The following is a 16457-nucleotide window of genomic DNA, read 5'->3' on the forward strand; positions in this document are numbered from 1 at the left end:
TTATGTGAAATACTTTACATGTTAATTGAAAACGTTCAAAGATAAAAAAATCTTAATTCAAAAGGGTATTTTGAATTAAGATTTTAAAAAATATTACTTAACGTATCGAATAATTTATGAAACGACCTCTTCTAAATTTTTATCCCAGGTACGCTTTCCGAAAATTGTCTCAAGATCATCTTTAAAGATGACTTCTTTTTCGATTAAGATATCAGCAAGCTGATTTAATTTATCTTTATTTTCTTCAAGAATTTGAATAGCTCTTTGGTATTGCCCTTCAATTAATTCTGAAATTTCAGCATCAATAATTTTTGCAGTTTCATCAGAATATGGTTTAGAAAAGTTATATTCACTTTGTCCTGTTGAATCGTAATAAGTAACGTTTCCAATTTTATCATTCAAGCCATAAATGGTTACCATAGCACGAGCCTGGCGCGTTACTTTCTCTAAATCGCTTAATGCTCCGGTAGAAATTCTGTCAAAAGTTACTTTTTCGGCAGCTCTTCCTCCCATAGTGGCACACATTTCGTCTAACATTTGATCTGTTCTCACGATTTGTCTTTCTTCTGGAAGATACCAGGCAGCACCTAAACTTTGTCCTCGAGGAACAATAGTTACTTTGATAAGTGGTGCAGCATGCTCTAACATCCAGCTCACAGTTGCGTGACCAGCTTCGTGAATTGCAATTGCTCTTTTTTCTTCTGGAGTAATGATTTTGTTTTTCTTTTCAAGACCTCCAATGATTCTGTCAACCGCATCAAGAAAATCTTGTCTGTCTACCGCTGCTTTGTTGTTACGGGCAGCAATTAAAGCAGCTTCATTACAAACATTTGCGATATCAGCACCGGAGAATCCTGGTGTTTGTTTTGCAAGAAAATCTAAATCAAGACCCTCGACTTTTTTAATAGGCTTTAAGTGTACCTGGAAAATTTCAGCTCTTTCGCGAATGTCCGGTAAATCAACAAAAATTTGTCTGTCAAAACGTCCTGCACGCATTAAAGCTTTGTCAAGAACGTCAGCTCTGTTTGTTGCTGCTAAAACAATTACGTTAGAGTTAGTTCCAAAACCATCCATTTCTGTTAATAATTGGTTTAAGGTGTTTTCCCTTTCGTCATTTCCGCCAGACATATTGCTTTTTCCTCTTGCTCTACCTACTGCATCGATTTCATCAATGAAAATGATTGCAGGAGATTTTTCTTTTGCCTGCTTGAATAAATCACGAACACGTGATGCACCAACTCCAACAAACATTTCAACGAAATCAGAACCTGATAATGAGAAGAAAGGCACTTGCGCTTCACCAGCAACAGCTTTTGCTAATAATGTTTTACCGGTTCCAGGAGGTCCTACCAATAAAGCTCCTTTAGGGATTTTACCTCCCAGGTTAGTGTATTTTTCAGGATTTTTAAGGAATTCAACAATTTCCTGAATTTCTTCTTTAGCCCCTTCTAGACCAGCAACATCTTTAAAAGTAGTTTTAATATCTGTTTTTTCATCAAAAAGTTTAGCCTTAGATTTTCCGATATTGAAAATTTGTCCGCCTCCGCCAGCGCCTCCGCCAGACATTTTGCGCATTATGAAAATCCATACACCAATGATGATGATGATAGGTAGTAAGCTAACTAAAATATCACTCCAGTTGCTCGCTTCTTTAAAGTCATAATCAACTAACTTTTTTTCTGCTTTAGCTTTGTCTAGTTTTTCCTGAAAAGATTTTAAATCACCAAATTTAGTTGTGTAATGAGGACCTTTGTTAGGCCTGTCAAACATATCTTTGGCTACTTTTTTATTCGCAGGATCTTTTAATGCTGCATCAGAAAGATAGATTTCAGCATCTTTATTGTTGAATATAATAACATTTTTAATTTGCCCTTTAGCCAGCATATTATCAATGTCTGACGATTTTAATTGGGCTGGTTCGCTCAGATTAGAACCTCCTGTTGCAAAACTTATAAATAAAAATACCAAAAGTATTGCGGCGTATATTAGCCAGGGGCTTATTTTGAATTTACTCGGATTTGGATTATTATCTTTAGCCATTATTAGAGAAAGTTTCTTTTAGTATTTGTTTTCGATTGTAGTTATTTTGGCGTCACCCCAAAGGCTTTCGATATTGTAGTATTCACGAATATGCTTTTGAAAAACATGTACCACGATGTGCACATAATCCATAAGAACCCATTCTGCATTATCGGTTCCTTCTACGTGCCATGGTTTATCTTTTAAGTCTTTCGACACTGTTTTCTGAATGGAGTTTACTATGGCGTTAACCTGTGTGTTTGAACTTCCGTTACAAATTACGAAATAGTCACAAACTGCCGTTTCTATTTCTCTTAAGTCCAGAATATCGATATCATTTCCTTTTACTTCTTCAATCCCTTTGATTATGTTCGCCAACAGAACATCATTATTAATAGTCTTTTTCGCCATGAATTATATTTATGAATTTGTAAAGTTACCAAAATTTGTCATTATTTTTGAACCTTAACAAAATATTAAATTAAGTTATTAAAATTATTTTAATGAAACTAATCAAACTCGATGCCATAGATTCAACAAATGACTTTCTTAAGGCATTATCCAGTCAGGATGAAATAGATAATTTCACAGTGGTAACAGCTGAAAATCAGATAAAAGGGAAAGGACAGATGGGGGCCAAATGGGTTTCTGAGGCCGGTAAAAACTTAATTATGAGTGTTTTGGTTAAAGATTTTTTATTTGATACGGAAAAGGTTTTTGATATGAGTTTAATAGTTTCATTGAGTGTAATCGAAACATTAAAAGAATTAGATATTCCTCATTTAAGTATTAAATGGCCTAACGACATTATGTCATATAATAAGAAAATAGGTGGCATACTTATTGAAAATACTCTAAAAAGTGATGGCAGAATCGTGTCAGTAGTTGGGATAGGATTGAATGTTAATCAGGCAAATTTTGAACATTTACCACATGCATCATCATTGAAAGTAATTTGTAATAAGGAATTTGATAAAGAATCACTTCCTTTTTTAATTATTGAGAAAATGAAACAAAAAATAGGATTATGGGAAAATACTTCTGCTTTGTATCAGCAAGAATATTTCAATTTCTTATTCAGAAAAGGAGTGCCAATGCCATTTAAGAATCTTCACAATAAAAATTTCATGGGAATTATTCAGGGTGTTTCTCCAATCGGAAAGCTTCAGGTTTTACTTGAAGATGATTCTATTGCTGAATTTGAAATAAAGGAGATTCAAATGCTTTATTAGTCCGATTATGTTACTTACTTAAAGTATATATTACAAAATTATTGCTTAAATGAAAAAAGTCCAATCGTTAGACTGGACTTTCATTTATAATTCACAACTAATAATTCGATTATTAAAGTTTATTCATATTATTGGCTAAAGTTTCAATGAACTTACTGATTGGACCTTTAACCATCATGGCCATCATGGCGTTAAATTCACCTTCAAAAAATAACTGAACAGCACTTTCTGAATCAGAAATACTATCAATATTTGAAACTAAAGTAAAAGGAAGCTTATCACTTGCAGCACCTAAAACGATTTTGTTTGGAGCTATTTTGTCTTTCATTTTAAGTTTTATTTCCGGCATCCCTTTTAGTCCAAAAATAAAAGCATCTTCCCCGGTTACTTCAAATTTAGCTATGTTGTCCGGCATTAATTTTTCAAAATTCTTTACATCAGACAGTAAACCAAATAATTCCTGAGCTGATTTCTGAACGGTAACTTTTGGACTTTCTAAGTTCATATGTTTTATTGTTTTTTTATTGTTTTTTCTGGTAAAGTGATTAATAGACTAAAGAAACTGTAAATTATTCCTGTCTCCATGTTGACGGACTCACACTCCAATCCTGTAAAGCGGTTTGCTGATCTTCAGTAATGTATTGCTTCTCAACAGCTAAACTTAATAAGTTTTCATAATTACTCAATGTAAATAAATCAATATTTGCATTTTTGAAATTTTCTTCAGCAACACTAAAACCATAAGTAAAAATGGCTGCCATCCCTTTAATATTTGCACCTTCATTACTTAAAGCTTCTACAGCCATAAGACTGCTGTTACCAGTGCTGATTAAATCTTCGACAACAACAACATTCTGACCTTTTTGCAAAAAGCCTTCAACCTGATTTTGTCTTCCGTGTTTTTTGGGTTCCGGACGTACATATACAAATGGTAATCCCAGGCTTTCTGCAACAAGAATCCCAATTCCAATGGCTCCTGTGGCGACTCCTGCAATAACATCTGGCTTACCAAATTGTTTTTCTATATTTTTCGCAAATTCATCACGAATATAATTTCGGATAATTGGAAATGAAAGAATTAATCTGTTATCACAATAAATAGGTGATTTCCATCCGGAAGCCCATGTAAAAGGATTTTCTGGATTCAATTTAATTGCATTTATTTGCAAAAGCAATTCTGCTGTTTTTTCGGCGGTATCTTTATTAAAAATCATAGTACAAATGTATAAAGTTTTTGTGAACGACAAACCACTTTTTTTGACAAATGAAATCTCAAAAGAGACTAATTTTCAATTGTTCCTGTTGGAGAGTATTGATATAGAGCAGCTTATTGTAAAAATATTTCAAAATAAAATTCAAAAGGCCTATTTATACCATCCCGACGAGAAGGAAATAATGAAGACGCTAAAAGCCAAAATACCTGTAAATAAAGCCGGAGGAGGTTTTGTTTATAATAAAAAAGGTGAAGTTTTGTTTATTTTTAGAAACGGAAAATGGGACTTGCCAAAGGGTGGAACTGAAAAAGGAGAGGATATTGAACAAACTGCTATGCGCGAAGTTGAGGAAGAAACAGGTGTTAATCAACTCCGGATTACAAATAAACTCCAAAAAACCTATCATGTTTTTAAGCGCAACGGAAAATATAAATTAAAAATCACGCATTGGTTTGAGATGTACTCTGATTTTGAAGGAACCCCTCAAGGCCAACTAGAAGAGGGCATCGAAAAAGTAGCGTGGCTAAATCCGGAACAAATCAAAGAAGCGCTTAAAAATTCTTATGAAAACATTAAATTATTGTTTGAAGAGGAAGGAAAACCAATTTTTAAAATTCCAGACTCTAATTAATTATCATGACCTGCTATCCGCGCTATTTAGATAGCTTGCTTCTATCCCTCACGCGAAGTTTTAGAATTTGTTTCAAGTTTTTTGCTGTCAGATTATTGGAAGTATGTGAAAAACTCTCTGATATTTCTTTGTATGTAAAACCGTAAAACAATTTCTTGTTTATGTAATTGATTATTTTGTGCTTTAAAGTATGGATAAATATGATGTTTTACATGGGTTTTTCATAAATATACAAAATGTTTGTAATTGTAATCTAATTGTGCTTTCGATTAGAAAATAATATGTCCCGAAATACAAACTTAATAATGTGCATTAATTTAAATCATCAGTATTTCAACCTGAAACCTGAAACAAGAAAAACCTGAAACAAATTTTACCTACTTTTGCAAAATGAATAAAAAACAACATCCAGACAATATACTTTCTAATTTAGGAATTGAGAACCTGAATGAAATGCAGGAAATGGCACAAGATGCTATTTTAAATGAAAACAATGTTTTATTGCTTTCTCCTACAGGTTCTGGAAAGACATTAGCCTTTCTGCTTCCGGTTTTAGAATTATTACAGCCCGAAATTTTATCAGTTCAATGTTTAATTTTGGTTCCGTCCCGCGAACTTGGATTACAAATTGAGCAAGTCTGGAAAAAAATGGGTACCAGTTATAAAGTGAATATTTGCTATGGCGGACATTCGATTGATACAGAAATTAAAAACTTAAGCAATCCGCCTGCTGTTTTAATTGGGACTCCTGGAAGAATAGCAGATCATATTGACAGAGAAACTTTTCGGACAGATAAAATTCAGACTCTAATTCTGGATGAATTCGATAAGTCGCTTCAATTAGGTTTTCATGAGCAAATGTCTTTTATTATTGGAAGATTACCAAAAGTGAATAAAAGAGTTTTAGTTTCTGCAACTTCAGATATTGAAATTCCGAAATACACCAGAGTAGTAAATCCAACCATTTTAGATTTTATTCCGGAAGAAGAAGAAAAAGCAAATCTTTCGTTGAAAATGGTAGTTTCACCTCTTAAAGATAAATTAGAAAGCTTATTTAATTTGATTTGTTCCTTGAAATCGCAGTCGGCTATTATATTTTGTAATCATCGCGATGCTGCCGAACGTATCAGTGATACTTTAAATGAAAAAGGAATTTATTCAGTTTACTATCATGGTGGCATGGATCAGGAGGAACGGGAACGTGCTTTAATTCAGTTTAGAAACGGAAGCGTGAATTATTTAATTACTACCGATTTAGCCGCTCGTGGGCTGGATATTCCGGAAATGAAACACGTCATTCATTATCATTTGCCTTTGAAAGAGGATGAATTTACACATCGTAATGGTCGTACCGCACGTATGCAGGCTTCAGGAACAGCTTACATTATTATTCACGAGAGTGAGAAAAAAATGGATTATATTGATTATAGTATCGAAATCCTCAATGTAAAAAATGCTGCTGCTCTGCCAAAACCCCCTGAATTTCAAACTGTTTATATCAGTGGAGGAAAAAAAACAAAACTGAATAAGTTCGATATTGTTGGGTTCTTTTCGCAAAAAGGAAAACTGGAAAAAGATGATTTAGGTTTGATTGAGGTCAAAGATTTTGTTTCGTTTGCAGCTGTAAAATATAATAAAGTGAAAGATTTGCTTAAAAATGTAAAAGATGAGAAGATGAAAGGAAAGAGATTTAAAATTGAAGTTGCGAGAAAAGTAGTAAAAAAAGAAGAGCCCAGATAAAAAAATATGTGTTTTTTGAATCGAAATTTAAAAAAACTTCTGAATGTTGAATTTAGTTTTTGTTGTAATTAACTGATTATTAAAAAGTTGTAATTGTTTTGTTTTTGAGTGTGAAAAATTTATACAAAATTCACAATTTAATGTTAACCAAAGCGTAATTTTAGAAGTAATTTTTCATAATTTCGGCGATTATTAATAGTATAAAAATTAACCCCAAATTCATTATGAAAAAGATTATTACCCTTGCCGTTTTACTTTTTAGTTTTGTTTCATTTGCACAGATTAAAGTACTTGAAACTGTACCTGTTGAAAAATTAGGAAAAGTAAACAACAATTATATTCAAAAAATTGGAGATGAATATACTGTTTATTATACTAGTATTGTGAGTGATGATGACGATTCTTCAAGCTTAAGAAAATTCTCTTTCAAAAACGTTAACAACGATTATGCAAGTCTTTACAGTATCATTATGAATGGTTTTAACGCGACTCCTTTATATGATATTAAATTAGAATTGCCTAACAATTATATTTGGTTACATTACACAGGAAACACTCTTCCTGAGAAATCAACAGTTCAGTTTATGGTTTCAAGCAAGGATGCTTCTTCAGGTTCAAGTAATGTTTCTGAGCCTTTTGTAAAAGATCAGATCAATAAATTATTTCAAAAATAATTTTGCTTTAATATAGAAAATTAAAAAAGGCTATTTATCACTGGATAGCCTTTTTTAATAGATTTGGAAAATGTTATTTTCTAAAATTCTTATGATTGTGTTTTCGCTTATAATGGGTTTGTTTCAGGTGTTTTTTGTCTTCAGAAATTACACTAATTGTGCCGTCAATTTCAAGCATACAAAGCTTGACATCTGTAAAGTGTTCTAAGCCATGTTCTCGCATCGCTTCTTTTAGTTCATCATTAGAGATATCTAATTTACTTAAAGTTCTGAAATCAAGTTTTCCATCATGAATTAAGACTTCAGGTTTGTCCAGAAGTAAATCGTTAAGAAGTTTGTATTTGTGTGTTAGTTTTTTAATTATAAAATTGATTATAAACAAAACTAAAGCAGCTACCAAACCTCCCCAAAGACTGGTGTCAGGACCAACCATTGCGTTTTGAACAGAATTGCTAATCAATAAAATCAGAATGATGTCAGCGGTGTTTAATTGAGATAGCTCTTTTTTACCGAATATTCGTATAGCGATTGTCATAAAGAAATAAACGGCAGCACTTCTTATAATGATGTCTAAATAGGGAAATAGCATATTTTTTATTTAAAGTTAACAAAAAAAGCTTTGTCAAAGTCTAACCTTGACAAAGCTAATATAAGTGTGTTTTAACTTAAATGACTTAAATCAATTTAAAATTCTTTTCGATTGCTTTGATCATTTCTCCTGCAACGTCTTTGTTGGTCGCGCCTTCAATTCCTTCAAGGCCTGGAGAAGAATTTACTTCAAGCAATAAAGGTCCTTTTGAAGAACGAATGATATCAACACCTGCTACTTTTAAATCCATTGCTTTTGCGGCTTTAATCGCGATCTTTTTTTCTTCAGAAGTCACTTTTATTACTGATGCAGTTCCGCCCAGGTGGATATTAGCTCTAAATTCGCCCGGCATCGCTTCACGCTGAATGGCGGCAACTACTTTACCATCAATCACAAAACAGCGAATGTCTTTTCCATTTGCTTCTTTAATAAATTCCTGGACTAAAATATTTGCGTTTAGACTTTTAAAGGCATTTATTACGCTTTCTGCAGCTTTTTTGGTTTCAGCCAAAACAACGCCTTTTCCTTGTGTTCCTTCTAGTAATTTTACAATTAAAGGAGAACCTCCAACCATTTTAATTAAATTGTCAGTGTCTAAAGGTGAATTTGCAAAACCAGTCGTTGGAATATCAATACCACTATTTAAAAGCAGTTGCAGCGAGTACAATTTATCTCGTGACTGTGTTATAGCTGTAGCCGAATTTAGAACAAATACTTTCAAAGCTTCGAATTGACGGGTCAGGGCGCAGCCATAAAAAGTAATGCTTGGACGAATTCTCGGGATAATAGCGTCAAACTGATTTAGTATTTTTCCACCCCGATAATGGATTTCTGGAGTTTTAGCATCCAGTTTCATATAGCATTCTTTGATGTTCAAAAAATGCATTTCATGGCCACGCATTTCACCGGCTTCCATAATTCTTTTGTTGCTGTATAATTCGGGGTTACTTGCTAAAAGACCAATTCGTAATCCGGAACTTGCCTTTTCAGAATTTTGATAAAGTTCTTTTAATGTTTCAGTAGAAGGCTGTCCCAACATGTATTTTTCTTCTGGATCGACTAATACGCGTCCGCTCATTGCTTCACGTCCCAAAAGCATGCGAAAGCCCATAGAATCCCGATTGGTCAGTGTCATTTCGATTGGCCATTTTATTTCGCCAAGTTTAATGCTCGTCTGAATTACATAACGATGTTCCCTGAAACCGCTTGAACTTTTTACAATTCTTTTGTCAATCAAAGGAGCTTCGCAATGGATTACGGTTTTAATGTTATTCTGAATTGGATTAATATCGAATTTTACCCAATTGGCATCATTTTTTATAAATGGAGCTATATTAATCGCATGCATTGCCGAAGTTTTTGCACCTGAATCCACACGAGCCTTGATTGTAGGGATTCCCAGTTCAGGAAATGCGCACCATTCTTCACTGCCTAAAATGACTTTGTTTTGAAGCATATATTGTTTTTTATTGTAGAGATTTAATAACCAAAAATAGCTATTTGCTTTATTAAAGATAGTGATTAATCTAAAAAAATACACCCGTTATGTTATGAAAACGTAACGGGTGTGTTATTTCTGTTATAAATTTAAACTAATTTATTGATTGGTCGGCTCTTCTGCTTTATGTATTTCTACTGAAAGTTCCTCAGAATCATCTTTCAAATCCATTACAATTTCATCACCTGAATGTATTTTTGAAGTGATAATTTCTTCGGCTAACAAATCTTCAACATATTTTTGGATAGCTCTTTTTAGTGGTCTGGCTCCAAATTGTCTGTCAAAGCCTTTTTCAGCAATAAAAGCTTTTGCTTTGTCAGTGAGGCTTAAATTATAGCCTAATTCCGAAATACGGCTGTAAAGCTTTTTAAGTTCAATTTCTATAATCAAATCGATATCGGCTTTTTCTAATGCATTAAATACAATTACGTCATCAATTCTGTTTAAGAATTCAGGAGCAAAGGTTTTTTTCAATGCATTTTCGATAATGCTTTTAGAATTTTCATCAGCCTGAGCCACTTTAGCAGCAGTTCCAAATCCAACACCTTGACCAAAATCTTTCAACTGACGTGCACCAACATTCGAAGTCATGATAATGATAGTGTTTTTAAAGTCAATTTTACGACCTAAGCTATCAGTCAAATATCCATCATCTAAAACCTGAAGCATCATATTGAATACATCTGGATGTGCTTTTTCAATCTCATCTAAAAGGACTACACAATAAGGTTTTCTGCGAACTTTTTCAGTTAATTGACCACCTTCTTCGTAGCCAACATATCCCGGAGGAGCTCCAACTAAACGTGAAATAGCAAATTTCTCCATGTATTCACTCATGTCGATACGAACTAATGCATCTTCAGAATCGAATAACTCTTTTGCTAAAACTTTTGCCAATTGTGTTTTACCTACTCCGGTCTGACCTAAGAAGATAAAGGAACCAATTGGTTTATTTGGATCTTTAAGTCCGGCTCTGTTACGCTGAATAGAACGTGCGATCTTTAAAACAGCGTCGTTTTGTCCGATTACTTTATTCTGAATCAATTCCGGTAATTTAGCCAGTTTATTGCTTTCTGTCTGAGCAATTCTGTTAACAGGAATTCCGGTCATCATAGAAACAACATCGGCTACATTATCTTCAGTAACTTCAATTCGGTTGCTCTTAGAATCTTCTTCCCATTGTTCCTGAGCAAGGGCTAAATCTTTTTCAATACGTTTTTCATCATCGCGAAGTTTGGCTGCCTCTTCATATTTTTGTTTTTTGACAACCATATTTTTGTTCTCACGAACTTCTTCTAACTGACGCTCTAAATCCAAAATTTGTTTTGGAACGTCAATATTGGTGATGTGTACACGAGATCCGGCCTCATCCATAGCATCGATAGCTTTGTCCGGTAAAAAACGCTCAGACATATATCTGTTTGTTAATTTCACACAAGCTTCAATTGCTTCCGGAGTGTAAGTCACATTATGGTGATCTTCGTATTTGTCTTTAACATTGTTCAAAATGGCAATTGTTTCCTCAACAGAAGTTGGTTCTACAATTACTTTTTGGAAACGTCTTTCAAGAGCACCGTCTTTTTCAATATATTGTCTGTACTCATCAAGAGTGGTAGCACCAATACATTGTATTTCACCTCTTGCCAATGCAGGTTTGAACATGTTTGAGGCATCAAGTGAACCAGTTGCTCCGCCGGCACCAACAATAGTATGTATTTCATCAATGAAAAGAATAATATCGTCATTTTTCTCAAGCTCGTTCATTACGGCTTTCATTCTTTCTTCAAATTGTCCTCTGTATTTTGTTCCGGCAACTAAGCTTGCCAGGTCAAGAGTAACAACGCGTTTGTGAAAAAGAATACGGGATACTTTCTTTTGGATTATACGCAAAGCCAGTCCTTCTGCAATAGCAGATTTACCTACACCTGGTTCTCCAATAAGAAGTGGGTTATTCTTTTTTCTACGGCTTAGAATTTGAGATACACGTTCAATTTCTTTTTCGCGTCCTACAACAGGATCCAGTTTTCCTTCTTCTGCCATTTCAGTTAAATCTCTCCCAAAATTATCTAACACCGGAGTTTTTGATTTTTTGTTTGACTTATTGGCTGGATTGTTAAAACTACTTTCTTTTAAACTGTCATCTTGTCCTGAATCATCGTTGTATGATTCGTTTTTTGGCAAGTTTTCTAAGAATTCTTCTTCGTTTGGCGTCATATTTAAATATTGTTCTTTAGCTATATCATAATCTATTTTTAGTTTATTCAACAGCTTGGTTGTTGGATCATTTTCGTTTCGCAAGATGCATAAAAGCAGGTGTGCCGTACTAATCGACGAGCTTTGAAATACTTTAGCCTCTAGAAAAGTAGTCTTCAGTGCCCTTTCGGCCTGTCGGGTAAGATGAAGATTTTTCTTTTCGGTGTTTACTTCAACGCTGTGGTTGGCCGGACTCAGTATTTCTACCTTCCTGCGTAAATGGTCTAAATCGACTGCCAGGTTATTAAGTATATGAATAGCTTTTCCGTTACCATCTCTTAAAATGCCCAGCATTAGATGTTCAGTACCAATAAAGTCGTGCCCTAAGCGAAGAGCTTCCTCTTTACTGTATGTAATAACATCTTTTACTCTTGGTGAAAAATTATCATCCATAATATATAATTGGTATTGTAAATTTAATGAATTAGTGATTGAAAAACAAAAACCATACCTTTCAGAAACACCTGTCAGCTAATAGACAAAAAAAATAGTAATAAAACAGTTAAAAAAGGCTTAATTTATTAACTAAAACATAAAAAAAAGTTGTTAATAAATCATTGAAATATCTGTAAGGAAATAGCTGAAAAAATTTCAAAAAAACGTATCTTGGCACGCTTTGAAAATTAATATAATTATTTAATATAACATTATGTCTGAAGGAGAAAAGTTAATTCCTATTAACATCGAAGAAGAAATGAAATCAGCTTACATCGATTATTCGATGTCGGTAATCGTATCAAGGGCACTTCCGGATGTTAGAGATGGCTTGAAACCGGTACATCGAAGAGTTCTTTACGGAATGTATGACTTAGGAGTAACATCAAGATCAGCCCACAAAAAATCTGCGAGAATCGTGGGAGAAGTTCTGGGTAAGTATCACCCCCATGGGGATACATCTGTTTATGATGCCATGGTTCGTATGGCTCAGGAATGGAGTATGCGTTATCTTTTAGTTGATGGTCAGGGTAATTTTGGTTCTGTAGATGGGGATAGCCCTGCAGCAATGCGTTACACTGAGGCCAGAATGAAAAGGATTTCGGAAGAAATTATGGCAGATATCGAAAAAGAAACTGTTGATTTTCAATTGAACTTTGACGATACATTATATGAGCCAAAAGTAATGCCTACGAGAGTTCCTACATTGTTAGTTAACGGAGCAACAGGTATTGCAGTTGGTATGGCAACCAATATGCCTCCACACAATTTAACAGAAGTTATCAATGGTACTCTGGCGTACCTTGATAATAACGATATTGAAGTAGACGAATTAATGACACATATTAAGGCTCCGGATTTTCCGACAGGAGGTATAATATATGGTTATGAAGGCGTTCGCGAAGCATTTAAAACCGGTAGAGGACGTATTGTAATGCGTGCTAAAGTTGGTTTTGAAGAAGTTGACGGAAGAGAATCAATTATTGTTACTGAAATTCCGTATCAGGTTAATAAAGCTGATATGATTAAACGTACAGCAGACCTGGTTAACGAGAAGAAGATTGAAGGTATTGCGAATATCCGTGATGAGTCTGACAGAAACGGTATGCGTATCGTTTACATCTTAAAGCGCGATGCCACTCCAAATGTAGTTTTAAATACCTTATATAAGTTTACACAATTACAGTCTTCTTTCAGTGTAAATAATATTGCATTAGTAAAAGGCCGTCCTCAAATGCTGAATCTGAAAGATATGATTCATTATTTTATTGAGCACCGCCATGATGTTGTAGTTAGAAGAACGCAGTTTGAATTGCGTAAAGCAGAAGAAAGGGCTCATATTTTAGAAGGATTAATTATTGCATCAGATAATATTGATGAAGTAATTGCCATCATTAGAGGTTCTAAAAATACAGAAGAAGCACGTGAAAAATTAATCGAAAGATTTAGTTTATCGGATATTCAGGCCCGTGCAATTGTTGAAATGCGTCTGCGTCAGTTGACAGGACTGGAACAAGATAAATTAAGAGCTGAATTTGAAGAATTGATGAAGTTAATTGAGCATTTAAAAGCTTTATTAGCTGATGTGAATTTGAGAACTAACCTTATTAAAGAGGAACTTGAAGAGATTCGTGAGAAATACGGAGATGAACGTCGTTCTCAAATTGAATATTCAGGTGGAGATGTAAGTATTGAAGATTTAATTGCCGATGAAAATGTTGTAATTACAATTTCTCATGCAGGTTACATCAAACGTACAAACTTAACAGAATACAAAACTCAGAATAGAGGCGGGGTTGGACAAAAAAGTGCAGGAACAAGAGATCAGGATTTCCTTGAGCATATGTTTGTTGCAACCAATCACCAATATATGATGTTCTTCACGCAAAAAGGAAAATGTTTCTGGATGCGTGTTTATGAAATTCCTGAAGGAAGTAAAACTGCAAAAGGAAGAGCAATTCAAAACCTTGTAAATATTGAAAGCGATGATAAAGTAAAAGCTTTCATTTGTACACAAGATTTAAAAGATAAAGATTATATCAACAGCCATAATTTGGTTATGGTTACGAAACAAGGTCAGGTTAAGAAAACATCTTTAGAGAAATATTCTAAGCCTAGAGTAAATGGTGTAGCAGCTATTACTATTAAAGAAGGCGATGAGCTGATGGGGGCACAGTTAACAAACGGAGAAAGCCAAATTATCTTAGCTGTAAAATCAGGAAAACTGGTTCGTTTTGAAGAAACCAAAACCCGTCCAATGGGAAGAACAGCTTCTGGAGTTCGCGGTATTACACTAAAAGATGATACTGATGAAGTTATTGGTATGGTTACTGTTGATAAAAATGATATTAATGATTCACAAATTCTTGTTGTAACTGAAAATGGTTATGGTAAACGTACCAAATTAGTTGATGAAGATGGTGAAGATGTTTACAGAATTACAAATCGTGGAGGTAAAGGAGTTAAAACGCTAAATATCACTGAAAAAACAGGAAAGTTAATTTCTATTAATGCTGTAACGGATTCTGATGATTTGATGATTATCAATAAATCAGGATTGACAATCAGAATGGCGATTGAAGATTTACGTGTTATGGGGCGTGCTACTCAGGGTGTAAGATTAATTAATCTGAAAGGGAAAGATTCTATTGCAGCTGTTACAACTGTGATGAAAGATGAAGCTGAAGAAGCTGTTGTAGATGAAGACGGTAATGTTATTGAATCCGGAATTGAAAGGGTGAAACCCGATTTAGAAGTTCTTGAAGATGATGGTGCAGCTGAAGATGATGAAGACGATGATTCTGAAGAAGAAGTTGAAGATGAGGATGATGCTGAAGAAGAGGAATCTGAAGAATAAAATGAACCACACAAATTAAAAATTAATACAAATTGAATATTATGAAAAGTAAATATGTAATACTTGCATCAGCATTATTGATTTCAGTAGCTACTTTTGCTCAGAAAGATCAGATAAAAAGTGCTGAAAAAGCATTAAAAGGCGGAGATGCCCAAGGTGCGCTTGCACAATTAAAGGACGCGGAAAATCTTATTGTAAATGCAAAAGATACAGAACAGGCACAATATTATTTTATTCAGGGAAATGCTTATTTAGATCTTGCAAACAAAAAAGTAGAAGAAGGGAAAAATTTGTCTCTTGCTGCCGAAAGCTATAAAAAATTAATTGAAATTGAGAAAACATCTGGAAAGCAAAAATTCTCAACTCAGGCTGCCGCTTCAATTACTCAAATTAAAGGATTGTTAATTAATTCAGCTATTGCGGATACACAATCAAATAAAGCTGCAGAAGGAGCAAAAAAATTGTACGATGCTTACTCTTTGGATAAAAAAGACACCATCAATTTGTATTATGCAGCGTCTACTTATGTAAACGCTCAGGATTATGATGCAGCTTTACCAATGTATGAAGAGTTGAAAAAATTAAATTATTCAGGAAAAGGAACAAGCTATACAGCTGTAAACAAAGCTTCTGGTAACGAAGATGGTTTTAATAATGAAAAAGACAGAGATTTAGCTGTAAAATTAGGAACTCATGAAAAACCTAAAAAAGAAGTTATTCCTTCTAAAAGAGGTGAAGTTTACAAAAATTATGCATTGATTTTAGTTCAGAAAGGAAGAACTGAAGATGCTAAAAAAGCTTTGGCTGATGCAAGAAAAGCTAACCCGGAAGATTCTTCTTTAATCCTTTCCGAAGCTAATTTATATTTAGAAACTAAAGATTACGATACTTATAAAAAGTTAGTTGGAGAAGCTTTGCAAAAAGATCCAAATAATAAGGAGTTAATTTTCAACCTTGGTGTATTAAGTGCAAATGCTAAAAATGCTGCAGATGCTGAGAAATATTATTTAAAAGTGATTGAAATAGATCCTAATTATGCAAATGCTTATCTTAATCTTGCTGCATTAAAATTAGAGGCAGAAAAACCAATTATTGATGAAATGAATAAATTGGGTACTTCTGATAAAGACATGAAGCGTTATGATGTATTGAAAAAACAAAGAGAAAATGTTTTCAAAAGCGTAATTCCATATCTTAAAAAAGCAAATGAACTGGATCCAAAGAATGAAGATGTTTCTAAAACATTGTTAGGTGTCTATAAAGCACTTGAAATGACTGCTGAAGCTAAAGCTTTAAAAGCAACAATGTAATAAGG

13 protein-coding genes are annotated in these 16457 nt (G+C 33.8%); 6 read left to right on the top strand and 7 right to left on the bottom strand.

All coding sequences use genetic code 11. The features are described 5' to 3' along the window. Window positions 1-114: 114 nt before the first annotated feature. Together ftsH and rsfS are read right to left on the bottom strand one after the other, a co-directional pair. Window positions 115-2040: an ATP-dependent zinc metalloprotease FtsH gene (ftsH, locus tag K8B81_RS08740; protein ID WP_223680925.1), complete on the bottom strand. Its 1926-nt coding sequence runs from the start codon at window positions 2038-2040 to the stop codon at window positions 115-117. An 18-nt stretch (window positions 2041-2058) separates the two neighbouring features. Beyond that, window positions 2059-2430: a ribosome silencing factor gene (rsfS, locus tag K8B81_RS08745; protein ID WP_110306154.1), complete on the bottom strand. Its 372-nt coding sequence runs from the start codon at window positions 2428-2430 to the stop codon at window positions 2059-2061. A gap of 92 nt (window positions 2431-2522) precedes the next feature. Between rsfS and K8B81_RS08750 the strand changes: the two genes are divergently transcribed. Next, the gene (locus K8B81_RS08750) at window positions 2523-3251 is read left to right on the top strand and encodes a biotin--[acetyl-CoA-carboxylase] ligase (protein WP_223680927.1); all 729 of its coding nucleotides are present in this window, start codon (window positions 2523-2525) and stop codon (window positions 3249-3251) included. Window positions 3252-3363: 112 nt separating this feature from the next. Here K8B81_RS08750 and K8B81_RS08755 read toward each other — a convergent pair whose 3' ends face one another. Beyond that, the gene (locus K8B81_RS08755; protein ID WP_223680929.1) at window positions 3364-3756 is read right to left on the bottom strand and encodes an SRPBCC family protein; all 393 of its coding nucleotides are present in this window, start codon (window positions 3754-3756) and stop codon (window positions 3364-3366) included. A gap of 64 nt (window positions 3757-3820) precedes the next feature. Next, entirely contained in the window at window positions 3821-4465 is a 645-nt protein-coding gene (gene pyrE / locus K8B81_RS08760; RefSeq protein ID WP_223680931.1) for an orotate phosphoribosyltransferase, read from the bottom strand. A 7-nt stretch (window positions 4466-4472) separates the two neighbouring features. Between pyrE and K8B81_RS08765 the strand changes: the two genes are divergently transcribed. From K8B81_RS08765 to K8B81_RS08775, 3 genes are all read left to right on the top strand, one after another. After that, window positions 4473-5096: an NUDIX hydrolase gene (locus tag K8B81_RS08765; protein ID WP_223680933.1), complete on the top strand. Its 624-nt coding sequence runs from the start codon at window positions 4473-4475 to the stop codon at window positions 5094-5096. Between the two features lie 390 nt (window positions 5097-5486). Next, window positions 5487-6836: a DEAD/DEAH box helicase gene (locus tag K8B81_RS08770; protein WP_223680935.1), complete on the top strand. Its 1350-nt coding sequence runs from the start codon at window positions 5487-5489 to the stop codon at window positions 6834-6836. Between the two features lie 224 nt (window positions 6837-7060). Further along, entirely contained in the window at window positions 7061-7510 is a 450-nt protein-coding gene (locus K8B81_RS08775; RefSeq protein WP_025572948.1) for a hypothetical protein, read from the top strand. A 73-nt stretch (window positions 7511-7583) separates the two neighbouring features. Here K8B81_RS08775 and K8B81_RS08780 read toward each other — a convergent pair whose 3' ends face one another. The 3 genes from K8B81_RS08780 to K8B81_RS08790 all read right to left on the bottom strand — a co-directional run bounded on the left by K8B81_RS08780 (window position 7584) and on the right by K8B81_RS08790 (window position 12243). Continuing rightward, window positions 7584-8099: a DUF421 domain-containing protein gene (locus K8B81_RS08780; RefSeq protein ID WP_223680937.1), complete on the bottom strand. Its 516-nt coding sequence runs from the start codon at window positions 8097-8099 to the stop codon at window positions 7584-7586. Window positions 8100-8184: 85 nt separating this feature from the next. Then, a complete protein-coding gene (rimK, locus tag K8B81_RS08785) occupies window positions 8185-9555 on the bottom strand; it encodes a 30S ribosomal protein S6--L-glutamate ligase (protein WP_025572944.1) in 1371 nt (456 codons plus the stop codon). Window positions 9556-9696: 141 nt separating this feature from the next. Continuing rightward, complete coding sequence (locus K8B81_RS08790) at window positions 9697-12243, bottom strand: ATP-dependent Clp protease ATP-binding subunit (RefSeq protein WP_223680939.1); 2547 nt, start codon at window positions 12241-12243, stop codon at window positions 9697-9699. Window positions 12244-12499: 256 nt separating this feature from the next. Here K8B81_RS08790 and gyrA point away from each other — a divergent pair, with 256 nt between their 5' ends. Further along, window positions 12500-15142, top strand: coding sequence for a DNA gyrase subunit A (gene gyrA, locus K8B81_RS08795; RefSeq protein WP_025572942.1), 2643 nt, complete (start codon window positions 12500-12502; stop codon window positions 15140-15142). Window positions 15143-15183: 41 nt separating this feature from the next. After that, window positions 15184-16452 (top strand): tetratricopeptide repeat protein, encoded by a 1269-nt coding sequence (locus tag K8B81_RS08800; RefSeq protein ID WP_223680941.1) that lies wholly within the window; start codon window positions 15184-15186, stop codon window positions 16450-16452. Window positions 16453-16457: the final 5 nt, after the last annotated feature.

This window comes from Flavobacterium hibisci (assembly GCF_020026925.1).
Taxonomy (GTDB): Bacteria; Bacteroidota; Bacteroidia; order Flavobacteriales; family Flavobacteriaceae; genus Flavobacterium; species Flavobacterium hibisci.